The following is a 23,023-nucleotide window of genomic DNA, read 5'->3' as shown; positions in this document are numbered from 1 at the left end:
CATCATGGATTTCGAATTGAGCGAAGACCAGCGCGCCATCGAGCAGATGGCCGACAGCCTGTTCAGCGATCACTGCCATGACGACTACATGCGTCAATGGGATGCTTCGGGCGAGGCGATGATGGCCCCGCTGTGGGCGCTGTGCCTGGAAACCGGGCTGCACGCGCTGGCCATTCCCGAAGGCGAGGGTGGCAGCGGCCTAGGTATGACCGAGCTGATGCTGGTGCTGCAAGCCCAGGGCCGCAGTCTTGCGCAAGTGCCCCTGTGGCGGCACCAGTTGGCCGCCGCGACCCTGGCCCTTTTCGGTCTGGGCGACAGTGCATCGTTGGGCGCGCAGGCGGCGCGTGGCGAAGTGCTGCTGAGCCTGTCCCTCGAGGGTGCGAACGCCGTCTGTGGCATCGCGCTGAACGCCAGCGCCTGCCGCGAGGGCGTGCGCATCGATGGCCGTGTGCCCGCGCTGGCCTCGGGCGGACAGGCGCAGGCGGCGTTGGTGCCGGTGCGGATGGAGGGCCGGATACGCCTGCTGCTGCTCGATCTCACCGATCCCGCGGTGCGCCATGTGCCCGGTGTTCTGACCCACGGCGAGGCGGTCACCGACCTGCGGATCGAGGGCCTGCAGGCAAGCGCCGACCGGATCTTGCCGGATGCTGCGCTGGCCTGGCTGGAACCACGGACCATCGCTGCTTTGGCCGCCTTGCAACTGGGGGTCAGCGCCGAGCAGATCCGCCGCACCGTGGCCTATGTCAGCGAACGCCAACAGTTCGAGCGGCGCATCGGCAGCTTCCAGGCGGTGCAGATGAGCATGGCCGACGCCCATATCGCCCTGGAAACCTTGCGCAGCACCCTGTGGCAACTGTGCTATCGCCTCGATGCCGGCCTGCCTGCGCCCTCCGAGGCGCTGGCCACGGCGTACCTGGCCTGTGAGGCGGGCCACCGCATCGGCCACATCGCGCAGCACGTGCATGGGGGCATCGGCGTCGACCTGAGCTATCCGATCCATCGTTTTCTTTACTGGAGCCGCGCCCTGGGCATCGCCCTGGGGGGATCGGCGGCAAGCCTGGAACGGCTCGGCGACTGGCTGAGCGACAACGACAAGCTGGGATGGAAATATGACTTCGAAGAACACCAAGCGCTTTGACGACGTGCGCCCCGGCGAAGTATTGCCGACGCTCGAAGTACCGATCACCGTGGCGCTGATCGCCGGCGGGGCGATCGCCACCCGTGATTACTTCCCCGGCCACCACGACCTGGACGCCGCGCGCGAGCTGGGTTCGCCCCATGTCTTCATGAACATCCTCACCACCAATGGTCTGGTGCAACGTTTCGTCGAGGGCTGGGCCGGGCCGCTGGCGCGTTTCACCTCGCTGAAGATCAAGCTGGGCGTGCCCAACTACCCCGGCGACCGTATGTCCTTCAGCGGCAGCGTGACCGGCCGGGACCCGCAGACCCGCACGGTGGAAGTGACCCTGAGCGGCAAGAATTCCCTGGGCAACCACGTGACCGGCACGGTCGCGCTGGTCTTGCCAGGACAACCGGAGGCAGTTGCATGACCAACCTGTCGATTTCTGGGCGCGCCGCGATTGTCGGACTGGGCGCGACCGAATTTTCCAAGAACTCCGGGCGCACCGAGCTGCGCCTGGCCCTGGAAGCCACCCTGGAGGCATTGCGCGACGCGGGTATCGATCCTTCCGAAGTCGAGGGCTTCAGCTCCTATTCGGTGGACAAGGTTCCCGAATACGAAATCGCCCGTCTGCTTGGCTGCAAGGATGTGAAGTTCTTCTCCCAGGTGCCCCACGGCGGCGGCGCGGCCTGCGCGCCGGTGATGCACGCCGCCATGGCGGTAGCCACGGGCGTGGCCAAGGTGGTGGTGGTGTACCGGGCGATGAACGAGCGCTCCTGGTACCGCTTCGGCAGTGGCAGCTACGGCTTCGCTTCGACACCGATCTTCGAGAACGTCAACTACGGCTGGTACATGCCCCACGGCTTCCACACCCCGGCCGCGTGGGTCGGGATGTTCGCTCAGCGCTACATGCACACCTATGGCGCTACCTCCGAGGACTTCGGCCGGGTCGCCGTGGCCGCGCGCGATTTCGCCGCCAGCAACCCCAAGGCATTCTTCCATGGCAAGCCGATCACCCTGCAAGAGCACCAGGCCTCGCGCTGGATCTGCGAGCCGCTGCACCTGCTCGACTGCTGCCAGGAGTCCGACGGCGCGGTAGCGATGGTCATCACCTCGGCCGAGCGGGCTCGCGATCTGCGGCAAACGCCCGTGACCATCAAGGCCGGCTCCCAGGGCATCACCAGCGGCCAGCAGAGCATGACCTCGTTCTACCGCGACGACATCACCGGGCTGCCCGAGATGGGCGTGGTCGCCCGCGAACTGTATCGCCAATCCGGGCTCGGTCCGCAGGACCTGCAGACGGCCGTGATCTACGACCACTTCACCCCGTTCGTGCTGCCGCAACTGGAAGAGTTCGGCTTCGTCCGGCGCGGCGAGGCCAAGGAGTTCATCCGCGAGGGGCACCATGCCCGCGGCGGCAAGCTGCCGATCAACACCCATGGCGGGCAGTTGGGCGAGGCCTACATCCATGGCATGAACGGCATCGCCGAGGCGGTGCGCCAGGTACGAGGCACGGCGGTCAACCAGGTGGCCGATGTGGCAAACGTGCTGGTCACCGCTGGCACCGGCGTACCCACCAGCGGCCTGATTCTTGGCACGGCCTGAGGAGCGCAGCATGTTCGTCGATCTCACCCCCGAGCAACACGCCTTGCGCCGCCAGGTACGCGATTACTTCCAGGCCTTGATGACCCCCGAGCTGCGTGACCGCCTGCGCGGCCAGGAAGGCGGCGAACTCTACCGGCAGACGGTGCGGCAGATGGGCCGCGATGGCTGGCTTGCGGTGGGCTGGCCCAAGGCCCATGGCGGCCAGGGCTATGCCGCCACCGAACAGTTGATCTTCTTCGAGGAAGCCAACATCGCCGGCGCGCCGTTGCCGTTCGTGACCATCAGTACCGTTGGCCCGGCACTGATGGAGCATGGCAGCGCCGAGCAGAAAGCGCGTTTCCTGCCGGGGATCGCCGCGGGCGAAATCATGTTCGCCATCGGTTACTCCGAACCCGACGCCGGCAGCGACCTCGCGGTCCTGAGGACCAGCGCGCGCCTGGAGGGTGATACCTTCGTGGTCAATGGCAACAAACTCTGGACCTCCGGTGCCGAGTCCGCGGACTTCATCTGGCTGGCGGCGCGCACCGATCCGAGCCAGGCGCGGCACAAGGGCATTTCCATCCTGATTCTCGACACCCGCCTGCCGGGTTTCTCCACCACCGTCATTCCGACCACCAGCAATCCGACCGCCGCCACCTACTACGACAACGTTCGGGTGTCCAGGGACATGCTGGTCGGCGAGCTGCACGGCGGCTGGAAACTGATCACCTCCCAGCTCAACCATGAACGGCTGGGGCTCGGCTCGTGGTCGGACAAGGTGGTGGGCCTGTTCCGCAGGGTCTACCTGTGGGCCAAGGCCCGCGACGAGCAGGGGCGTCGCGCCATGGACAAGGCCTGGGTGCGCGGTTCCCTGGCCGAGTGCTATGCCCGCCTGGAAGCCATGCGCCTGATCAACTTGCGCATCGCCGCCCACCTCGAACGCGAGCACATGGACGTGGCCCTGAGCTCGACCACCAAGGTGTACGGGTCGGAGTCGGCGATCGAGATCCTGCGGCGTCTGTCGGCCATCGTCGGCGCCAATGGCGTGGTGCGCGCCGGCTCCGCTGCCACGGCGCTGCAGGGGGAACTGGAATACGAACTGCGCGCCTCGGTCACCGTGACCTTCGGCGGCGGCACCAACGAGATCCAGCGCGAGCTGATCGCCCAGTTCGGCCTGGGCATGCCGCGCACTCAACGCTGAGCGTTCGTCACGCAGCTCAGCCAGTACAACAACAAAAGGATCCGCTCCCGCAGCCGCCGGAGCCGGATAGAGGGTCGCATCCGATGAGCACGATCGAGCAATTCAGGCACGAAACCCGTGCCTGGCTGGAAGCCAACTGCCCGCCGTCCATGCGCGCGGCGATGGCCGAGGGTGATGTGGTCTGGGGAGGCAGCCAGCCGCAGTTTCCCAATGACGATGCGCGTCTGTGGTTCGAGCGCATGCGTGACAAGCGCTGGTTCTGCCCCGAGTGGCCCGAAGCCTACGGCGGCGCCGGCCTCGATGCCGAGCAGGTCGCGGTGCTGGAGAGCGAAATGCGTCGCCTCAAGTGCCGCCCGCCGCAGATCAACCTGGGGATCTGGATGCTCGGGCCGGTGCTGCTGGCCTATGGCAGCGAGGCTCAGAAGCTCAGTCTGTTGCCGCCCATGGCGCGTGGCGAAGTACGCTGGTGCCAGGGTTTTTCCGAGCCCAATGCCGGCTCCGACCTGGCCAGCCTGAAAATGTCGGCCCGCGATGCGGGCGATCACTTCGTGGTCGATGGCAGCAAGATCTGGACTTCCTACGGCGACAAGTCCGACTGGATGTATGCCTTGGTGCGCACCGACCCCCAGGCGTCGAAGCATGAAGGTATCAGTCTGATCGTGCTGGATATGCGCAGCCCCGGGATCAACGCCATGCCGATCGACCTGATCAGCGGCAAGTCGGCGTTCTGCCAGGTGTTTTTCGATGCGGTCAAGGTGCCGAAAAGCCAACTGGTCGGCCCCTTGAACGGTGGCTGGAACCTGGCCAAGTACCTGCTGCAGCACGAGCGCAAGGCGATGTCGAAGTTCGGAGAGTTCAGCCTGCCCTCGCACTTCGACCTGCTGGCCCTGCTGCGCGAATACCTGCCACGGCCACGTACTCAGGGCGAGCAGGCGTTGCAGGCCCGGGTCGTCGCTTGCGCGATGGATGAGCACGCCTATGGCCTGACCGTGCAGCGCATGGCCGAGGAGGGTCGCTGCGGCGACGATGTCAGCGGCCTGATGGCGATCATGAAGCTGACCCATACCGAGCAGGAGCGCAGCAAGTTCGAGGTGTTGCTCGATGCCATGGGAGGCCACGCCTTCGGCTGGGAGAGCGAGGCCTTCAGCGAGCGAGAGCTGGCGGTGACCCGATCCTGGTTGAACAGCTATGCGCTGACCATTTCCGGAGGTGCTTCGGAAGTACAGCTCAATGTCATCGCCAAGCGCGTGCTTGGCCTGCCTGATGGCAAGAAAGGAGTGACCGCATGACGCTGCGTTACAACGAAGAACAACGGCTGCTGGCCGACAGCGCACGGGATTTTCTGGCGGCGCGCAGCCCGGTATCGGCGCAGCGAAGGCTGCGTGACGAAGGCGCGCGGGCAGGATTCGATACACAGCTCTGGCGCGATGCCGTGGAGCTGGGTTGGAGCGCCATCCCGTTCCCGGAACAACTGGGCGGGCTGGATTTCGGTTGCATGGGCCTGGGTCCGGTATTCGAAGCCATCGGCCACAACCTGGCACCCACGCCGCTGCTATCCAGCGTAGTGCTGGCAGGCTCGCTGCTGCACCTGGCGGGTTCGGCCCGGCAGCAGGCCACCTGGTTGCAACCGCTGATCAGCGGCGAACGACGCCTGGCCCTGGCCGTGGACGAGCGTGCCCGCCATCAGCCACGCGACATCGCCATGGCGGCGGTGGCCAACGCTGAGGGGTTCCGGCTGCATGGCGAGAAGTTCTGGGTGGTCGACGGTGTCGGCGCCGATGCCTTCGTGGTGGCGGCGCGTACCGACGGGCAGCCAGGCGATGCGCACGGGATCAGCCTGTTCCTGGTGCCGGCCGATACCCCAGGCGTGGAATGCAGCCCGTTGCCACTGATCGACTCGCGCAACTGCGGTCGGTTGCGCCTCGACCAGGTACAGCTGGATGCCCAGGCGCTGCTTGGAGCGCCAGGCCAGGCCTGGTCGGCACTGGACGCGGCGCTGGACCGCGGCCGCGCATGCCTGGCCGCAGAGCTGCTGGGCGCGGCACAGCAGCTGTTCCAGACCACCCTGGACTACCTCAAGACCCGGGTGCAGTTCGACGTGCCGATCGGCTCCTTCCAGGCCCTGCAACACCGTGCCGCGCAGCTGTATGTCGATCTGGCCCTGGCGCGCAGCGCGGTGATGGCCGGTTTGGCGGCGCTCGATGCGCATGAGCTCAATGACGCCCAGCGCGGTCGCCTGGTCAGCCTGGCGAAATGGAAGGCCGGTGACACCGCGATCAAGGTCGCCAACGAAGCGGTGCAGATGCATGGCGGGATCGGCGTGACCGATGAGCTGGATGTCGGCCTGTACCTCAAGCGTGTGCGCGTGGCGCAAGCCTGCCTGGGCGACCGCGACTTCCACTGCGAACGTTACTCGGCCCTCGACGAAGCCTGCGCCTGAGCGCCCCAGCCTGGAGAACCCGAAATGAGCATTGAACGCTGGCGACAGGCCTGGCAGCAGCTGATCGCGCCTGGCTCGCCCTTTGAAGTGATCACCCCGGCCGATGGCGGTCCTCGCTATTTCCGCCATGCGGCGCGCAACCTGTTGCAGGTGATCGACGCGGGCCGCGTGCATGGCGAGAAGGAGTTCGTGGTGTGGCAGCAGCAGCGCCTGACCTTCGCCGCCTATTACGACGCGGTCGACCGTCTGGCCGGGCAGTTGGCCGGCCGCCTGGATCTGCGTCCCGGCGAGCGGGTGGCCATCGCCCTGCGCAATCAACCGGCCTGGCTGATCGCCTTCGCTGCCATCCAGCGCTGCGGTGCGGTGTGCGTGCCGCTCAACAGCTGGGGGCTGCGTGATGAGCTGCTGCATGGCGTGGAGGACAGCGGCGCGCGCTTGCTGCTGTGCGATGAAGCGCGCCTGGCGATGCTGCGGGACGATCTGGCGGCTGGCGAGCGCACCTGCATCGTGGTGGGCCGCGTGCCTGCAAGCGATCTGCCCGAGCATTGCCTGCGCTACGAAGACCTGCTGGCCGCCGAGCCGTTGCCGGTCGCGGCGCTGGACATCGCGCCCGAAGCGCCGGCCCTGATCCTCTATACGTCCGGCACCACCAATCGCGCCAAGGGCGTGCTGTCGAGCCACCGGGCCGTCTGCCAGGCGCTGGCCGCGCTGGAGTTCCAGGGGGCGTTCTGCGCCCTCAGTTCGCCGGAGCGGGTACAGGGCATGCTCCAGAGCGGCTATGCGCCGACCACGCTGATGGCGGTGCCGTTGTTCCATGTCAGCGGCCTGCATGCCCAGTTCCTCGGCGCGCTGCGTGGCGGCCGACGTCTGTTGCTGATGTACAAGTGGGACGCCACCCAAGCCCTGGACCTGATCCGCGACGAGCGTTGCACCCAGTTCAACGGCGCGCCGGTGATGATGCAGCAGTTGCTTGCCTCGCCGCGCTATGGCGGTGACGACACGGTCAGCCTGTTCGGCCTTGGCCTGGGAGGGGGCGCGTCATCGGCCGGACTCCTGACCGAGATGCTCTCGCGCAGGCCTCAGGTGATCGGCGGCAGTGGCTACGGCCTGACCGAGAGCAATGGTATCGGCGCGGCCATCGGGGGCGACCCGTTCGTACACCGGCCAGCCACGGCCGGCTGGCCCTTGCCGATCGTCGACGTGCGCATCGGCGACGACCCCCGGCACCCCCAGTCGGACGGGAGCCCCGGTTTGATCTGGCTCCGCTCGCCGACATTGATGGAAGGCTACTGGAACCTCCCAGGTGCCAGCGCCGAAGCCCTGCGCGATGGGTGGCTCGACACCGGTGACCTCGGTTACCTGGACGAGGAGGGCTTCCTGTGCATCAGCGGCCGCCTCAAGGACCTGATCAACCGCGGCGGCGAAAAGATCTCGGCCGCCGAAATCGAGACCTGTGCCAGCGACATGCCCGGCGTGCTGGAAGCCGCGGCATTCGCCCTGGAAGACCCGCTATTGGGCGAAGTGGTGGCGCTGGCGATCCATGGCGATCCCACCGCGCTGCCGGGCGACGAGCAGGTCTGCGCCTTCATCGGCGAGCGTCTGGCGGCCTACAAGGTGCCCGCGCGGGTGTATCGAGTGAGCGAACCCTTGCCGCGCAATGCCACCGGAAAAGTGCTCAAGGCCGACCTCAAGGCACGCCTGTACGTCGGTTGATCCTTAGTCCCTCCGGACGATGCCGGTCTCCCTGGAACAGGAACAATGAAGCCATACCAGAAGCTCTATCAGCGAAGGAGGCAGTACATGAAAACAACAACAACAGGTGTGATGCTCGCGGCCGTATTGACCCTCAATAGCGGGCTCGTGACCTGCGTCTACGCCGCCGTCTCGCCCGAGGAAGCCGCCAAGCTCGGCAAGGAGCTGACCTGTGTCGGTGCCGAGCAGGCGGGCAATGCCGAGGGCACCATTCCGCCCTATACCGGAAAATACCTGGGCGAGGTGCCTGGCTGGAACCACGTGAAGTTCTCCGGTGACCAGCCGGTGGATCCTTATGCCGACGAGAAGCCCATCCTGGTGATCACCGCGCAGAACATGGATCAGTACGCGGCGCACCTCACCGACGGGCAAAGGGCCCTGCTGAAGAAGTATCCCACCACCTACAAGATGAACATCTATCCAGGCCACCGCGACTTCCGCTACCCCGATTACGTCTGCCGCCGGGTCAAGGAAAATGCCCTGAATGCCAAGTTGGTGAACGACGGGCTAGGGGTGGAAGGGCTGGGGCAGATACCGTTCCCCATCCCCAAGAACGGCATGGAAGTGCTGTGGAATCATCAGCTGCCGGCGCGGGCCTATACCGAAGAGAAGATCTCCGACCTGGCTTCGGTATTGCCCAACGGCAGCATCGGCTGGGGGCGTGCCCACGCTCGCAACCTCTCCCAGGCCAATTCGCCCACCGTCGAACCCAAGACGCAGGACATGATCCAGGCGATGAGCTACAACACCACCCTCAAGCCGGCCCGTGACAATGGCGTGATCAGCATTGCCCATGAGCCCTACAACTTCGTCACCTCGTCCCGTCAGGCCTGGTCCTACAGCCCCTCGACCCGACGTGTGCGGCAGATGCCGGGATACGGCTACGACCAGCCGATGATCGGCACCAACGGCACCATGACCGTGGACGAAGACCGCCTGTTCAACGGCGCGCCGGAGCGCTACACCTGGAAACTGCTGGGCAAGCGCGAGATCTACAGCCCCGCCAACGCCTTCAAGCCGAACGCCGGGACCATCAAGTACGCCCAGATGTTGACACCCAACCACCCCAATCCGGAGCTGATGCGCTATGAGCTGCGCCGGGTGTGGGTAGTCGAAGCGGATCTCAAGGAAGGCTACCGCCATGTCTATGGCAAGCGTGTGCTGTTCATCGACGAGGACACCTGGAACGCGGTGATGGCCGACAACTACGACGCCCGTGGGCAGCTATGGAAGCATGCGATGGTCAACTACTACTACCATCCGGACATGAGCGGCTGGCAGGCAGGGTCGCAGTTCTTCATGGACCTGAACTCGGGGCAGTACACCGGGTATGGGATGACCAACGAGGCGAAGAAGGGGCCGATTCTCAACGAGAGCAAGTTCACCCCGGACATGTATACCTCGGATGCGGCGCGGGCGATCGGGCGATGATTGGCTGAAGCTCGAGGTCGGTTCTACTTCTCTTGATGGGCTTTTGGGCTTGGTAGGCGGGATGCAGCCCCCCGCCAGGCCCACTGTCGCTCGGTCAAGATAAGCACCTCTACCGCCTATATATCAAACCGTCGTGGGGTACCTCATCGCCTGCCCATAGTGCGCGAATGATCCTCACGGCTTCGAGCAAACGGGCATTACGCTCGGACTTGGCAGGCCAATGCCCGCCGGTAATGCCATCGCGCGCGGCCTTGGCCCATCCTCGGCTGTCGGGCGCTAGTCTCTACGTTGGCGGTCGGACCGGTCAGTGCTGCACTCATCAAGAACGTTCGAGAAATGGACCACAAGAGGCGGCCCATTCCTCGGAGCGGCGTCCCGAGCTGCGCACTGAAGATCAGGTCGTCCCATCAACCGACGAGTCCTTTGGGATGAACGGCTGGCTCATTGGCTTCCGGTTCGAGACAAATGGCGAGGTATAGGGAAGTGCGCCAGCTGCTCTCGCTCGCCTACGCGAATCTGCCCGTGCACTTGAATTGCTCCGTCGATTTGATCAGCGCGTGCACGGTTCCCGGTTCGGTCGGCGCATGCCCGGCATCGGGGATCAACTTGAGTAGCGACCTTGGCCAGGCTTCATGCAAGCGGGAAGCGGAGTCGGGTGTGGTGATCACGTCATGTCCATCCTGGATGAGGGCGCACGGCAAATGGCTGATGCGTCCCGCCTCGCGAATCAGTTGATCCTGCTCCAGAAAGAAGTTCTGGCTGAAGTAGAAGACGTCCAGGTGTCCTTGCGAGCAGAATTCCGAACGATGGACAAGCGGCTGTATGGCGTTCGCCGCTCGTCGTTCTTTGGGATGATGTTTACAACCGCCCAGGGCTGCCTGCTTCTAATAACAAGGCCTCATGTCAGGCGTCGGCTTCAATTCATCACCTGAAGATTCGAGGAAATCCAATGAACGATGACAATCGCAAGACCGCGCTGACAGCCTGGCGGCTGTTATACGAAGACGATGCCTATCGCCTCGACCACCTTGAGGACTATTACAAGACGCTGATGGCCCGCGCCGATGAGTTGGTGTTGCGGGGTTTGCTGAGTCTGGAGGATTGGCAACTGCTCAAGGACGCGGCCGATGCTGCCTATCGACAGACCGTCAGCTCCCTGGATAGACAGGAGCGCGATTGCCTGAAAGCCAATGCGATGCCCTTGCCGTGTGTGGATTGATTGTCGCACGGGTTCATCGACGATCTGTTCCATGCTTCTGAACTGGAGCCTGAACAAAGTATCCACATCCAGCGACAAGGCAACGATAAGGTAGCTGGCAATTGAACGGCAAAGCGCTTGAGTGTTCCGAGCACGAAATCGTACAGATGCAACGGTTCAACAGGAAGCTCGCCTGGATGCCACGCTTCAGGATCAGGAATCGTCTTGCCCCGCTGGCTATCCAGGGGCTTCTGCGTATTGGCCAGATCGGCGCTGCGGGCAAGCTGGCTAGGCAGGGAATCCAGGCCGAGCGAAGGATCGTGGGACCTCTGGATGCACAGGTTCCGGTGAGGATCCTGAGGCCGGTCGGCAAGGCGAAGGGGATCGTGCTCGACTTTCATGGTGGCGGTTGGGTGATCGGGAATGCCCAGATGAATGACCCGCTGAATCTTGGGTTCGTCAAGGCGTGTGAGGTGACGGTCGTTTCCGTCGACTATCGGCTTGCGGTGTCCACGCCGCTCGAAGGCCTGATGCAGGATTGCCTGACCGCCGCTCGCTGGCTGCTGGGCAGTGACGATCCAGAATGGGCCAACCTGCCGGTCATCGTCGTGGGCGAGTCGGCGGGCGCGCATCTCGCGGCTGCTACCTTGCTGGGCCTCAAGGCATGGCCGGATCTGCTGCGGCGCGTGAGGGGCGCGGTACTCCATTATGGCGTCTATGACTTGAGCGGAACGGCAAGTGTCCGCTCGGCCGGACCCGACACCCTCGTACTGGACGGGCCAGGCATGGTCGAGGCTTTCCGCACGCTTACCCCTGGACTTACTGACCGACAGCGACAACTTGCGCCTGTATCACCCTTGTATGGAGACTTCACGGATTTCCCTCCCGCACTGATGTTCGCCGGCGAACTGGACCCGCTGCGGGATGACACGCTCGGCCTTGCCGCACGCTGGGCAAAGGAGGCGACAGTCGAAGTACACCTGCTTCCGGGAGCCCCGCATGGTTTCCTTCATTTTCCAGTAGCGATGGCGGATCGGGTGCTTGCGCGTACCCATGCATGGGTAAGGGATCTGCTCGTGATTTGACGCTCAAGAGAGTTTGGCCGCCTTTCTCTGGTTCGAATGGACGATGTCGAGACTGTTTCAATCCCTCATGGTTTTGCCCATACATTCGTCCACGCTAGCCGTTGCAGCGGTAACATCAATGGAGCCGATATGGGAATGCTTGAAGGCCGGGTCGCCATCGTGACGGGCGGTGCCGCGGGAATCGGTCATGGAATAACGCAAGCTTATCTGCATGCCGGTGCGTCGGTGCTGATGGCCGATATCGACGTTTCAGCGGGCGATGGCTTTCTCGACGGCCTGCCCACCGACCTTCAGGAGCGGATCAGCTTCATGCAAGTGGATGTGACGGACAAAGCGCAGGTACACGCAATGGTGGCCCAGGCTGTGAGCCGATTCGGGCGCCTGGATATTCTGGTCAACAATGCATGGCGTGGATCGGGCCTGGCGCGCCTGGAGGAACAGACCGACGAGAAAATGCGCGGTGCCTTCGACATGGCAGTCATGGCGGCGTTCTGGGCCATGCAGGCCTCGCTGCCGGAATTTCGGCGTATTGGAGCAGGGCGCGTCATCAACCTGTGCTCACTCAACGGCGTGAATGCGCACTTGTACAGCGCCGACTACAACGCGGGCAAGGAAGCGCTGCGGACCCTGACCCGAACAGCTGCGCGCGAGTGGGCCGAATATCAGGTGTGCTGCAATGTCATCTGCCCTGGAGCTGCCAGCGATGCCTATCAACGTTTCGCGCGCAGCCACCCTGAAAATGCGCTAGCGATGGCTAACGCCAACCCCATGGGTCGAATAGGTGATCCGCTTACCGACATTGCTCCCGTGGCACTGTTTCTTGCCAGCGACGCCAGTCGGTATGTCACCGGCAATACCTTGTTCGTCGATGGGGGTGCGCATATCAATGGTGTTCATTGGGCGCCTAAGTTGGCTTGATGATCGGTCCAGGCACGTCCTGCAGTGACGACCTTCACTCACGCACGACGCCCCTTGCGCTCAGGCTTGATTCTTAGCCGAGGGTACGGTCAAGCACGTAGCCTAAGCCTCCAGTGTTCGCGCCAATGCAATATCTTCGACCAATGCCTTGGCCATTCCACTCAGGTAATCCGCTGCCAGGACCCGGGTGTCATCTGGCTGCAGGCTCGCCTCACGCGTCAGCTTGTACACGCAGCCCATCATCAATGACGACTGTTCCGGCACGAAGTCCAGATCATGCCCGGTTACCGCTCGAAAAAGGCGATGACCGATACTCCCGTCGACTCCTCCGCCGAAGGCACCGGCGCCGATGGACTGCAGCTTGGTAACACGATTGTTCTTGCACTCATCGTTCATGAAGCACCCTCCATACGTTCAAGCTGCTCATGGCTGACTGGCGTCCAGATCTGGCCCCTGAGTCCGTTCATGACGAATCTTCTTGCTTCAGGGATCGGCGCCAGTCCTGGTAACGCAATCAGTGCCGAGCCTGCACCCGGCTCAGAGCGATCTCGACCAGACTGCGGGCGTTTCGATTTTCATGCAGGGTGGCAAGGGTCAAAACCTGGCCGGCGGGCCTGGAATGAAGGAGGACGGCTTGCTGGGCGATCGTGAGAGCGCAGGTCAGACGCTCTGGCCCAGGAGGGTGCCTGCTTCGCGGGTGAACCCGCTCCCACAGGTGTTGTGCGGCGCTACAGGCTCTGTGTCTATTCGATAGCGCGGCCCGGGGGCTGGGCGATTGGAGCGTCTGTGAAACCGTATATCGATTTTAGAGACCTGTGGGAGCGGGTTTACCCGCGAACACCGGCAAAGCCGGTGCCAGAAACCGCGGTGCCTGCTTCGCGGGTGAACCCGCTCCCACAGGTGTTGTGGGGCGCTACGGGCTGTGTGTCTATTCGATAGCGCGGCCCGGGGAGCGATCGGAGCGTCTGTGAAACCGTACATCGATTCTAGAGGGCCTGTGGGAGCGGGTTTACCCGCGAACACCGGCAAAGCCGGTGCCAGAAACCGCGGTGCCTGCTTCGCGGGTGAACCCGCTCCCACAGGCGATATGCGGCGCTTACGGGCTTTGTATCTATTCGATAGCGCGGCCCGGGGAGGCTATCGGCGCGTCTGTGAACCGTACATCGATTCTAGAGACCTGTGGGAGCGGGTTTACCCGCGAACACCGGCAAAGCCGGTGCCAGAAACCGCGGTGCCTGCTTCGCGGGTGAACCCGCTCCCACAGGTGTTGTGGGGCGCTACAGGCTCTGTGTCTATTCGATAGCGCGGCCCGGAGGCTGGGCGATCGGAGCGTCTGTGAAGCCGTATATCGATTTTGGAGGCCTGTGGGAGCGGGTTTACCCGCGAACACCGGCAAAGCCGGTGCCAGAAATCGCGGTGCCTGCTTCGCGGGTAAACCCGCTCCCACAGACGATGTACGGCGCTTACGGGCTGTGTGTCTATTCGATAGCGCGGCCCGGAGGCTGGGCTATCGGAGCGTCTGTGGAACCGTACATTGATTTTAGAGACCTGTGGGAGCGGGTTTACCCGCGAACACCGGCAAAGCCGGTGCCAGAAACCGCGGTGCCTGTTTCGCGGGTAAACCCGCTCCCACAGGCGATATGGGGCGCTACGGGCTTTGTGTCTATTCGATAGCGCGGCCCGGGGGCTGGGCGATCGGAGCGTCTGTGAAGCCGTTGCTCAGACAACCACCGGCCTGGCCGAAACAGCCCGTTCAGCGCCTCCTTTCATCTGCGCCCTGTAGCGCGGCAACGCCAGCGCCAGAAACACCGCCGCCAGCACCAGCAACATCACCGAAGCCGCCAACGCATACCGCAGCGACTCACCTTGCAGACTCGGCAGCAACAGATCACTGAGCACCCCTATCAACAACGGCCCGAGGCCAACCCCAAGCAGCGTCATCGCCATGACGAAGATCGCCGTGGCCTGCGCCAATCGATTGGCCGGAAACAGATGAGTGATGGCCCCCAGGCAAGGCGTTGCCCACCACACCCCAAAGAACCCGAATGCGCTATAGAACAGGAACGCCTGCGGCACCGGCGTATCCCCGATATGAAACGCCACCCCCTGCGGCCAGAGGAAGTAGGCGAGGGCGAACGGAATACTGATCAAGGTCCCCAGCAGCGGCACCCCGATCTGCCACCCCACATCCCGCCGGGCCAGTCGGTCCGTCAACATCCCGCATACCAAGGTGCCGATGGCCGACCCCGTGCCACCCACCACGCCCACCAGAAACCCCGCCTGCTGCATGTTCAGCCCATGCGAGCGAATCAGGAAACTCGGGCTCCAGGTCCCGATCGCATAACCGGCGATCGCCGCCGCGCCACCCGTCAGCACCAGCCACAGGAACGACGGCATGCGCATGAGCTCGACCAGCGTCTGCACCCACCCTTGCGGCTGCCCAGCGACAGCCTGCATGACACGCACAGGCGTCGGCGCACGCACGGTCAGCAACAGCACCAACCCTAGAAAGATCCCCGGCGCGCCGATCAGCAGGAACGCGTGACGCCAGCCATGATGCTGCGCAATCCAGCCCCCCAGCCCCAGGCCGACGACCGCGCCCAGGCTCGACCCAAGCATCAATACCGCCAATGCCGTGGAACGGCGGTTCGCCGGGTACAGGTCCGAGACCATCGCCACCGATGGCGCGGTCCCACCAGCCTCGCCCACGGCCACACCGATCCGCGCCAGCACCAGGGTAAGGAAGTTGCCCGCCATGCCGCAAAGCATGGTCATCAGGCTCCAGGCCATGCAGCTGAAGGCGATCACCGGCTTGCGCCCGATCCGGTCGGACAGCCGCCCCAGCGGGAACCCGAACACCGTATAGAACACGGCGAAAGTCACCCCCGAGAGCAGGCCGATACCGGTGTCGGAAATCCCGAACTCGAGTTTCACAGGCTCGATCAGGATCGCCATCAGCTGGCGGTCGATGTAGTTGAAGACGTAGATGCTGGCCAGCACCAGCAGGGCGTAGTGGGTACGCCAGGTAACGGGGTTGGGTGCGTTCACGTAGGGGGCTCCGCTTCTTGTTTTGATGCGCACGATGCTCGACGCATCCTAGCGATATTTCATCGTCTGTTCAGACCAGTTTTCGGAGGCGATGCCGCCTTTTGTCGCGGGCTGCCGTCCTCGCCGAACCTAGTCTCGACGGACGATGTTTCGCACCTGCCCAGGGTGAATGATTCAGCTCATATCCGGTGTTTCGCGGCCCCTGCGAGCCGGAAACAAGAAGACGTTGAGGAGCTGAAATGAGCATCTTGTTCGAGCCTGTGCGCCTGGGCGAACTGCAACTGGCCAACCGCATCATCATGGCCCCGATGACCCGCAGCCGCGCCGACAGCAGTGGGGTGCCGGGCAGCGACATGGTCGAGTACTACCGTCAGCGGGCAAGCGCGGGCCTGATCGTGGCCGAGGGCACCGCGCCTTCGGCCAGTGGCCTGGGTTATTGCCGTACGCCGGCGATCTACAGCGCCGAACAGATCGCTGCCTGGCGCCAGGTCACTCGCGCCGTACACCAGCGGGGCGGGCGAATCGTTCTGCAACTGATGCATGTAGGCCGGGCCGCCAGCCATCACAACAAACCGGTCGACGCCTCGACGGTGGCGCCCTCGGCGATCCGCGCTCGCGTGCAGCTGTTTACCGACATTGCGGGCCTGGTCGATGCCGACGAGCCCCAGGCGTTGACCTTGGAAGGCATCGCCGGCGTGATCGGCGAGTATCGCCAGGCGGCCCTGAACGCTCGCGAGGCCGGGTTCGACGGGGTCGAGCTGCACTGCACCAGCGGCTACCTGCCCATGCAGTTCATGGCCTCGGGCAGCAATCAACGCAATGATGCCTACGGCGGCAGCGCGCAGAACCGGGTGCGTTTCGCCAAGGAGGTGATCGAGGCCATGGCCGAGGCCATCGGCGCCGGCCGGGTCGGCTTGCGGATGTGCCCAGGCAACCCGTTCAACGACATCGACGACAGCGAGCCGGCCGCGACGGCCACGGCTCTGTGCGCTGCCGTGGCGCCCCTGGAGCTGGCCTACCTGCACATCATGCGTTCGCCGCTGCCGAGCCTGGACGCCTTTGCCTTGGCGCGACGGCACAGCGGCCAGTCGCTGATCCTCAACGACAGCTTCGACGGTGCCTCGGCCCGCGCGGCGCTGGAGGCGGGCGAGGGCGCCGCGGTCTCGTTCGGCCGCCACTTCATCGCCAATCCCGACCTGGTCGAGCGCCTTCGACACGGGCGGCCCCTGGCCGGGTTCGACCGAAAGACGCTCTATACCCCCGGCGCCCAGGGCTACTGCGATTACCCCAATTGGCAGGCCAACTTGGAGATAGCACCATGAACATGCCGCAATCGATGGCGGTTCAGGCCCAGGCACCGGTAAGCCGTGAGCAGACCCAGGCCTTGCTCGACCTGCGCGCCGCCGCCAGTGCCCGGATCAAGCCTCGCGATCACTACACCCTGGCCGACCGCCTGGAGGAACAATCGGCGCGTCACGGCGAACGGCCTTTCCTGATCCATGGCGAACAGACCCTGAGTTACGCCGAGGTCGACAGCCAGGCCAACCAGATGGCCCATGCCTGTCATGCCTTGGGCCTGCAGCCCGGTGACGTCTGCGCCATCCTGATGGAGAACCGTCCGGCGTTCTTCATCTGCTGGTTCGGCCTGGTCAAGCTCGGCGTGGTGGTAGCGCTGATCAATACCCAGGTCTCGGGCAAGCCCTTGCTGCATGCCCTGGACACGACAGGCGCCAAGGCGCTGGTGGTCGGTGAGGAGTGCCTGGCCAACCTGCACGCCACCGAAGGCTTGCCGGCCTTGCCGATGTGGCTGGTCGACGATGCGCAAAATCCCTGGTCGGGCAAACTGCCCAAGGGCCTCGACCGACATTTCGGCACGCGCCTGGCCAGCGCGCCATGCAGCACTTTTCCTCGCCACATGCGTGCCGCTATCGAGGCTCAAGCGACGACCTTGCTGATCTTCACCTCGGGCACCACCGGCCTGCCCAAGGCCGCGCGCTACAGCCACATGCGCTGGTTGTCGTCGGGCGATGTGATGGAGGTGACGCTCAACGCCACCGTCGATGACGTCTTCTACTGCTGCCTGCCGCTCTACCACGGCGCCGCCGCGACCTCGGTGACCTCGACCGCGCTGCGTGCCGGGGCGAGCATCGTGGTGCGACGCAAGTTCAGCGTGCGCGAGTTCTGGAACGATGTCGCCCGCCATCGGATCAGCGTGTTCCAGTACATCGGCGAAATCTGCCGCTACCTGCTGAACCGTCCGCCCGTTGCGGGAGAGCGCGAGCACAGTCTGCGCTGCATGCTTGGCGCCGGCTTGTCGAGCGAATCCTGGCAGCGCTGGGTCGAGCGTTTCGGGCCGATCCAGGTCTTCGAGGGTTGGGGCGCGACCGAAGCCAATACCAACCTGATCAATGTCGACAACTTCCTCGGCTCCTGTGGCCGGGTGCCGGACTGGAACCGCACCAACCTGCGCCTGGTGCGCTTCGATGTCGAGAACGACTGCCACCCGCGCGATGAAAACGGTTTCTACCAACTCTGCGAGGTCGGGGAAGTGGGCGAAGCCATGGGCATGGTCATCGACCACCCGGACATCGGCGGTGGCCGCTTCGAGGGCTATACCTGTGCCGCGGCCACCGAAAGCAAGATCCGCCGCAATGTCCTGCGCGAGGGCGACGCCTGGTGGAGCTCCGGCGATCTGCTGCGCCAGGACGCCGACGGCTACTGCTACTTCGTCGACCGTATCGGCGATACCTTCCGCTGGAAGAGCGAGAACGTCTCCACCCAGGAGGTGGCCGACGCCTTGAGCGACCTGCCGGCCCTGGAACTGATCAACATCTACGGCGTGCAGGTGCCCGAGCATGAGGGCAGGGCGGGCATGGCCGCGGTGTTGATGCAAGCGGGCCAAGCGTTCGACCCGCAGGCCTTCTACGCCCTCACCGAAGCCCGCTTGCCGCGCTACGCGGCGCCGGTGTTCGTCCGGGTGAGCGCGGCGGCGGACCTGACCAGTACCTTCAAGCTGCGCAAGGTCGACCTGCAGCGCCAGGGCTATTGCCCGCAGGCCTGTGCCGATCCGCTGTTCATCCGCGACGAGGCCAGCCGCACCTACCAGCCGTACTCGCCGCAGGCGTTGGCGCGCGTCGGCCTGCCGGCCTTCGTCGGTGGCCGACATGGATGAGCTCGATGCCAATGGCCATGAGCTGTACGCCGGCCTTCGCTACCCCTGGCCGCAGGCCCCGGACAGCGGCCAGGTGCGCGAGGTGGCGGCAGGTGTGTGGTGGTTGCGCATGCCGCTGCCGTTTCGCCTGGACCACATCAACCTCTACCTGCTGCGCCATGACGAAGGGTGGGTCGTGGTCGACACCGGCATGAACACCGATCAGACCCGCGAGGTCTGGGAGCAGGTATTCGAGCGGCTGTTCGGGGGCCAGCCGTTGCTGGCGGTGATCTGCACCCATTACCACTCCGATCATTCCGGGGTGGCCGGCTGGCTGGCCGAACGCTTTCGCTGCCCGGTGTACATGACCGCCGCCGAGTACCGTTCGCTGTACGTGGCGGTGCCCGAGGCCTCGCCGGCGGGTTGGGATTTCGTCGATTTCTACCGCAAGGCGGGGTTTACCGAGGAGCACGCTGGCGAACTGTACCGGTTGATCCAGAACGGGCATTTTCGCCCGCTGCATTTCAACAGCTTCCGGCGCCTGCGCGAGGGCGACCGTTTGCGCATCGGCGCACGGCACTGGCAAGTGGTGATCGGTCGCGGCCACTCCCCCGAACACGCCTGTCTGTACGCAGAAGACGAGGGCCTGCTGATTGCCGGTGACCAGGTGCTCCCGCGGATCACTTCCACGGTAGGTGTGCATGCCACCGAACCCGAGGCCGATCCGCTGCGCGATTGGCTGACCTCGCTCGAGCACCTGCGCCAGCTACCGGACAGCGTGCTGGTCTTGCCGGCCCACGAGCGGCCGTTCTTCAACCTGCATGCGCGCCTGGACCAGTTGCAGGCCCATCACCAGGCCCATCTCGCACTGTTGCTGGCCAGCTGTGACGAGCCGCGTAGCGCGCTCGAGCTGATGGCCGTGCTGTTCCCCACGCTGTCAGGTCGTTTCGACGAACTGATGGCGCTTGGCGAAACGTTGGCCCATGCCAACTACCTCATGGCCGAAGGGCTGCTCGTACGCGAACACCACCAGACGCACTACCGCTACCGGCGTGGTCCGCGAACACAGCCCGCTGTCGCGGCGCCTGGTGGCGGCCAGGCGCTCGGCTCGGCGACGACGTTGAACATTCCAGGCAGCCAGCCGGTTGCCCTTCAGGAGAGTCAGTGTGATCGACAAGAACAACAATAACGGGACCGGACTTGCTTCACGGGGCGTCCAGGCGGCCAGCCTGACGGCGGTGATCGCGCTGGCCTCGACGCCGGCCTGGTCAGGGGAAACCATCGAATTCGACAACGGCGCGACCATCGACTGGTCGGTGACGACCAGCTACGGCATCGGCATGCGCCTGGGCAAGCCCAGCGATCGCCTGCTGGGGGTCAACGCCGACGACGCCAACCGCAACTTCGACCGCGGCAGCCTGACCACCAACCGCGTGGGCGCGCTGGGCGAAATGATCCTGCGCATGGACAACTATGGCGCCGTGATACGCGCCAGTACCTTCTACGACGACGTGTACCACAACGAGAATGACAACGACTCGCCAGGCACCGTGAACAAGGGTGGCGATAACGACGAGTTCACCAGCGACACCCGCTACTACAGCGGCGGCCGTACCCGCCTGCTCGACGCCTACGTCTTCGGTGGCTGGCGTTTCGACAACGGCTCGATGCTCGACGCCAAGGCCGGGCGGCATATCGAATCATGGGGCGAGAGCCTCTACTACCCGGGCGTCAACGGCGTGCAGAACCCATCGGACGCGGTCAAGGCCGCGCAGCCCGGGGTCGAGGTCAAGGAAGTGCTGCTGCCCGTGGGGCAGGTGTCGGCCTCGTACCGCTTCAACCCTCAGTTCACCGTCGGTGCCTATGTCCAATATGAATGGAAGGGCACCGAGCTGCCGCCGGTGGGCAGCTACCTGTCGAGCAGCGACGTGATCGGCCCGGGCCGCGAATTTCTCATCACGCCGACCGGCAACGCGCCGTACCGTGGAACCGACGAGCCTCGAGACAGCGGCCAGTGGGGCGTGCAACTGCGCTACCGGCCAGTGCCGGCCCTGGAGCTGTCGCTGTTCCACGTCAATTACCACGACAAGAACCCGGCGACCGCGCTGCTCGGCTACAACACCGTGGCCGTCGGCGGCGACCAGTTCGCCTTCGCCAGCAACGGCTATCGGGTGAAGTACTTCGAGGACATCAAGCTGACCGGCATCAGCGCCTCGACCAAGCTCGGCGAAACCCAGATCGGCGCCGAATGGTCGTACCGCGACGGGGCCCCGGTAATGGTCAATACGGGCCTCGGGCCGACGCCGGCCAGGGGCAAGGGCCAGCAGATCCAGCTCTCGGCCATGCGCGTGCTGGGCGACATGCCCTGGGCCAGCCAGACCACCCTGACCGGCGAAATCGTTCATGTGCGCGTCGACAGCGTCGATGCCACGTCCGCCGCCGGGAACCTGCAGGACGTGAACCTGTTGCCGAGCCTGGCACCTCTGGTCGGAGCTTCCGATGACTACACCTACAAGTCCGCTTCCGGCTGGCGTTCCCGCGATGCCAGCGCCTACACCCTGGGCGCATCGTTCAGTTATCCAGGGGTTTTCCAGGGCTGGGATCTGGAAGTGCCGGTGCGCTTCTCCAACGTGTTCAGCGGCTCGACGCCCATGTCCGGCAGCATCGCCGGCGTACAGGGAGACCGCCGGATCAGCGTAGGCACCACCTTCAAGTACCTGGGCAACCTGGAAGTCGGGCTCAACTACACCGGCTACCTGGGCTCGCCCGATGCGATCAAGCGTCCCTTCGCTGACCGTGACTACGCGACCTTCTCGTTGAAATACACCTTCTGACCGATCATCTGGACAAGGCCGGGGCCAAGCGCCCTGGCATGGAGGCACCATGGGGCTCAAAGGCCACGCAGCAATAGTGGGTAGCGCGCAGTACAAGCCGGAAAAGTACGCGACGGCGCCCAGGATGTTCCACCTCGAACAGGTCGCCGACCTGGCGGCCCAGGCTTTGCGCGATGCTGGTCTGCAGGCTTCCGACCTCGACGGCCTGGTGATCAATGGGCCGCAGTTCCATGAGGCCTCGGTGTTCGTACCGGCCATGGCGGCCGAGTACCTGGGCTTGCAGCTGAATTTCGCCGAAGTGGTCGACCTCGGTGGTTGCACCTCGGTGGGCATGGTCTGGCGTGCCGCAGCCGCCATCGAGCTGGGGCTGTGCCAGGCCGTGCTGTGCGTGCTGCCGGCACGCATGGCGCCGCTGGGCCCGGATGAAGATCCGAGCTGGATGGCCCGGGCCATGCGCTTCGGAGGCCACAGCACCGCGTTTGGCGCACCCGAGGCAGAGTTCGACCTGCCTTACGGGCACATGGGCCAGAACACCGGCTACGCCATGATCGCCCAGCGCTATGCCGCGCAGTACGGCTATGACCCACGCGCGCTGGCCAAGATCGCCGTGGACCAGCGCAGCAACGCTCAGGCCAACCCGCAAGCGATGTTCTTCGGCCAGCCGTTGACCGTCGAGCAAGTGCTGGCCAGCCGCAAGGTCGCCGACCCGTTGCATGTCCTGGAAATCGTCATGCCGGTGGCGGGCGGCGCGGCGTTGATCATCGCCTCCAAGGAACTGGCGGCCCGTGCCCGCAAACGGCCAGCCTTCATCACCGGCTTTGGCGAGCACCTGGCCTTCAAGTCGCCGTCCTACGCCCAGGACATGCTGCGCACGCCGATCGGTCCGGCCTCGCGCCGCGCCTTCGACATGGCCGGGCTGAAACCTGCAGACGTCGATGCCGCGCAGATCTACGACTGCTACACCATCACTGCCTTGCTGACCTTGGAAGACGCCGGTTTCTGCGGCAAGGGCGAGGGCATGGCCTTCGTGCGCGAGCACGACCTGACCTGGCGCGGCGATTTCCCCATGAACACCCACGGCGGCCAGCTCAGCTTTGGTCAGGCCGGCTCCGCCGGTGGCATGTCGCAGGTCATCGAGGCGGTCACGCAGATCGCTGGAGCCGCGGGCGAACGCCAGCTCGAACGCTGCGACAGTGTCTACGTCTCCGGCACCGGTGGCGTGATGAGCGAGCAGGGCGCATTGATCCTTCAGGGAGCATAA

19 protein-coding genes are annotated in these 23,023 nt (G+C 64.7%); 17 read left to right on the top strand and 2 right to left on the bottom strand.

Features of this window, described 5'->3' with window-relative positions; genetic code table 11:
• The first annotated feature begins 4 nt into the window (after positions 1–4).
• The 12 genes from G7009_RS25025 to G7009_RS24970 all read left to right on the top strand — a co-directional run bounded on the left by G7009_RS25025 (position 5) and on the right by G7009_RS24970 (position 12,729).
• Positions 5–1,138, top strand: coding sequence for an acyl-CoA dehydrogenase family protein (locus tag G7009_RS25025; protein WP_181132794.1), 1,134 nt, complete (start codon positions 5–7; stop codon positions 1,136–1,138).
• A complete protein-coding gene (locus G7009_RS25020; protein ID WP_181132793.1) occupies positions 1,110–1,550 on the top strand; it encodes a MaoC family dehydratase in 441 nt (146 codons plus the stop codon). The genes G7009_RS25025 and G7009_RS25020 overlap by 29 nt, the downstream gene beginning before the upstream one ends.
• Positions 1,547–2,725: a lipid-transfer protein gene (locus G7009_RS25015; protein WP_181132792.1), complete on the top strand. Its 1,179-nt coding sequence runs from the start codon at positions 1,547–1,549 to the stop codon at positions 2,723–2,725. Before G7009_RS25020 ends, G7009_RS25015 begins: the two co-directional genes overlap by 4 nt.
• 10 nt (positions 2,726–2,735) lie before the next feature.
• A complete protein-coding gene (locus G7009_RS25010) occupies positions 2,736–3,905 on the top strand; it encodes an acyl-CoA dehydrogenase family protein (RefSeq protein ID WP_181132790.1) in 1,170 nt (389 codons plus the stop codon).
• A gap of 83 nt (positions 3,906–3,988) precedes the next feature.
• Entirely contained in the window at positions 3,989–5,194 is a 1,206-nt protein-coding gene (locus G7009_RS25005; RefSeq protein WP_181132789.1) for an acyl-CoA dehydrogenase family protein, read from the top strand.
• On the top strand, positions 5,191–6,345 hold the full coding sequence (locus G7009_RS25000; RefSeq protein WP_181132787.1) for an acyl-CoA dehydrogenase family protein: 1,155 nt from the start codon (positions 5,191–5,193) through the stop codon (positions 6,343–6,345). Before G7009_RS25005 ends, G7009_RS25000 begins: the two co-directional genes overlap by 4 nt.
• Positions 6,346–6,369: 24 nt before the next feature.
• Positions 6,370–8,058: a class I adenylate-forming enzyme family protein gene (locus tag G7009_RS24995; RefSeq protein WP_181132784.1), complete on the top strand. Its 1,689-nt coding sequence runs from the start codon at positions 6,370–6,372 to the stop codon at positions 8,056–8,058.
• A gap of 111 nt (positions 8,059–8,169) precedes the next feature.
• The gene (locus tag G7009_RS24990) at positions 8,170–9,528 is read left to right on the top strand and encodes a DUF1329 domain-containing protein (protein ID WP_375139573.1); all 1,359 of its coding nucleotides are present in this window, start codon (positions 8,170–8,172) and stop codon (positions 9,526–9,528) included.
• Between the two features lie 671 nt (positions 9,529–10,199).
• Positions 10,200–10,460, top strand: a complete 261-nt coding sequence (locus G7009_RS24985) for a hypothetical protein (RefSeq protein ID WP_181132778.1) — start codon at positions 10,200–10,202, stop codon at positions 10,458–10,460.
• A 17-nt stretch (positions 10,461–10,477) separates the two neighbouring features.
• On the top strand, positions 10,478–10,747 hold the full coding sequence (locus G7009_RS24980; protein WP_181132776.1) for a hypothetical protein: 270 nt from the start codon (positions 10,478–10,480) through the stop codon (positions 10,745–10,747).
• 146 nt (positions 10,748–10,893) lie between these two features.
• Positions 10,894–11,811, top strand: coding sequence for an alpha/beta hydrolase (locus tag G7009_RS24975; RefSeq protein ID WP_181132828.1), 918 nt, complete (start codon positions 10,894–10,896; stop codon positions 11,809–11,811).
• A gap of 36 nt (positions 11,812–11,847) precedes the next feature.
• On the top strand, positions 11,848–12,729 hold the full coding sequence (locus G7009_RS24970) for an SDR family NAD(P)-dependent oxidoreductase (RefSeq protein ID WP_219856763.1): 882 nt from the start codon (positions 11,848–11,850) through the stop codon (positions 12,727–12,729).
• A 102-nt stretch (positions 12,730–12,831) separates the two neighbouring features.
• Here the strand turns inward: G7009_RS24970 and G7009_RS24965 are convergent, their stop codons facing one another.
• Together G7009_RS24965 and G7009_RS24960 are read right to left on the bottom strand one after the other, a co-directional pair.
• The gene (locus G7009_RS24965; protein ID WP_181132773.1) at positions 12,832–13,125 is read right to left on the bottom strand and encodes a DUF3077 domain-containing protein; all 294 of its coding nucleotides are present in this window, start codon (positions 13,123–13,125) and stop codon (positions 12,832–12,834) included.
• Positions 13,126–14,448: 1,323 nt separating this feature from the next.
• The gene (locus tag G7009_RS24960; protein ID WP_181132772.1) at positions 14,449–15,777 is read right to left on the bottom strand and encodes a spinster family MFS transporter; all 1,329 of its coding nucleotides are present in this window, start codon (positions 15,775–15,777) and stop codon (positions 14,449–14,451) included.
• Between the two features lie 239 nt (positions 15,778–16,016).
• Between G7009_RS24960 and G7009_RS24955 the strand changes: the two genes are divergently transcribed.
• From G7009_RS24955 to G7009_RS24935, 5 genes are read left to right on the top strand one after another with little or no spacing between them, the layout of a single operon-like run.
• Positions 16,017–17,099, top strand: coding sequence for an alkene reductase (locus G7009_RS24955; protein WP_181132770.1), 1,083 nt, complete (start codon positions 16,017–16,019; stop codon positions 17,097–17,099).
• Entirely contained in the window at positions 17,096–18,949 is a 1,854-nt protein-coding gene (locus G7009_RS24950) for a long-chain-acyl-CoA synthetase (protein ID WP_181132767.1), read from the top strand. Before G7009_RS24955 ends, G7009_RS24950 begins: the two co-directional genes overlap by 4 nt.
• Positions 18,942–20,117, top strand: coding sequence for an MBL fold metallo-hydrolase (locus G7009_RS24945; protein ID WP_181132765.1), 1,176 nt, complete (start codon positions 18,942–18,944; stop codon positions 20,115–20,117). The genes G7009_RS24950 and G7009_RS24945 overlap by 8 nt, the downstream gene beginning before the upstream one ends.
• Complete coding sequence (locus G7009_RS24940; protein ID WP_181132763.1) at positions 20,095–21,762, top strand: DUF1302 domain-containing protein; 1,668 nt, start codon at positions 20,095–20,097, stop codon at positions 21,760–21,762. The genes G7009_RS24945 and G7009_RS24940 overlap by 23 nt, the downstream gene beginning before the upstream one ends.
• Before the next feature lie 49 nt (positions 21,763–21,811).
• Positions 21,812–23,023 carry a thiolase family protein gene (locus G7009_RS24935; RefSeq protein ID WP_181132762.1) on the top strand — a complete coding sequence of 404 codons (1,212 nt, stop codon included), beginning with the start codon at positions 21,812–21,814 and terminating at the stop codon, positions 23,021–23,023.

It is taken from the genome of Pseudomonas capeferrum, from assembly GCF_013523055.1.
GTDB classification, from domain to species: Bacteria; Pseudomonadota; Gammaproteobacteria; order Pseudomonadales; family Pseudomonadaceae; genus Aquipseudomonas; species Aquipseudomonas capeferrum_A.
Note: the sequence above shows the minus strand (reverse complement) of the source record. Positions and strands in the feature narration are given on the sequence as shown.

Coding starts and splice junctions, on each gene's coding strand:
- G7009_RS24955 (WP_181132770.1), top strand. CDS start 16,017: ATGAGCATCTTGTTCGAGCCTGTGCGCCTGGGCGAACTGCAACTGGCC.
- G7009_RS24945 (WP_181132765.1), top strand. CDS start 18,942: ATGGATGAGCTCGATGCCAATGGCCATGAGCTGTACGCCGGCCTTCGC.
- G7009_RS25010 (WP_181132790.1), top strand. CDS start 2,736: ATGTTCGTCGATCTCACCCCCGAGCAACACGCCTTGCGCCGCCAGGTA.
- G7009_RS24975 (WP_181132828.1), top strand. CDS start 10,894: ATGCAACGGTTCAACAGGAAGCTCGCCTGGATGCCACGCTTCAGGATC.
- G7009_RS24995 (WP_181132784.1), top strand. CDS start 6,370: ATGAGCATTGAACGCTGGCGACAGGCCTGGCAGCAGCTGATCGCGCCT.
- G7009_RS25020 (WP_181132793.1), top strand. CDS start 1,110: ATGACTTCGAAGAACACCAAGCGCTTTGACGACGTGCGCCCCGGCGAA.
- G7009_RS25005 (WP_181132789.1), top strand. CDS start 3,989: ATGAGCACGATCGAGCAATTCAGGCACGAAACCCGTGCCTGGCTGGAA.
- G7009_RS24970 (WP_219856763.1), top strand. CDS start 11,848: ATGGACGATGTCGAGACTGTTTCAATCCCTCATGGTTTTGCCCATACA.
- G7009_RS25000 (WP_181132787.1), top strand. CDS start 5,191: ATGACGCTGCGTTACAACGAAGAACAACGGCTGCTGGCCGACAGCGCA.
- G7009_RS24950 (WP_181132767.1), top strand. CDS start 17,096: ATGAACATGCCGCAATCGATGGCGGTTCAGGCCCAGGCACCGGTAAGC.
- G7009_RS24985 (WP_181132778.1), top strand. CDS start 10,200: ATGTCCATCCTGGATGAGGGCGCACGGCAAATGGCTGATGCGTCCCGC.
- G7009_RS24935 (WP_181132762.1), top strand. CDS start 21,812: ATGGGGCTCAAAGGCCACGCAGCAATAGTGGGTAGCGCGCAGTACAAG.
- G7009_RS25025 (WP_181132794.1), top strand. CDS start 5: ATGGATTTCGAATTGAGCGAAGACCAGCGCGCCATCGAGCAGATGGCC.
- G7009_RS25015 (WP_181132792.1), top strand. CDS start 1,547: ATGACCAACCTGTCGATTTCTGGGCGCGCCGCGATTGTCGGACTGGGC.
- G7009_RS24990 (WP_375139573.1), top strand. CDS start 8,170: ATGCTCGCGGCCGTATTGACCCTCAATAGCGGGCTCGTGACCTGCGTC.
- G7009_RS24965 (WP_181132773.1), bottom strand. CDS start 13,125: ATGAACGATGAGTGCAAGAACAATCGTGTTACCAAGCTGCAGTCCATC.
- G7009_RS24980 (WP_181132776.1), top strand. CDS start 10,478: ATGAACGATGACAATCGCAAGACCGCGCTGACAGCCTGGCGGCTGTTA.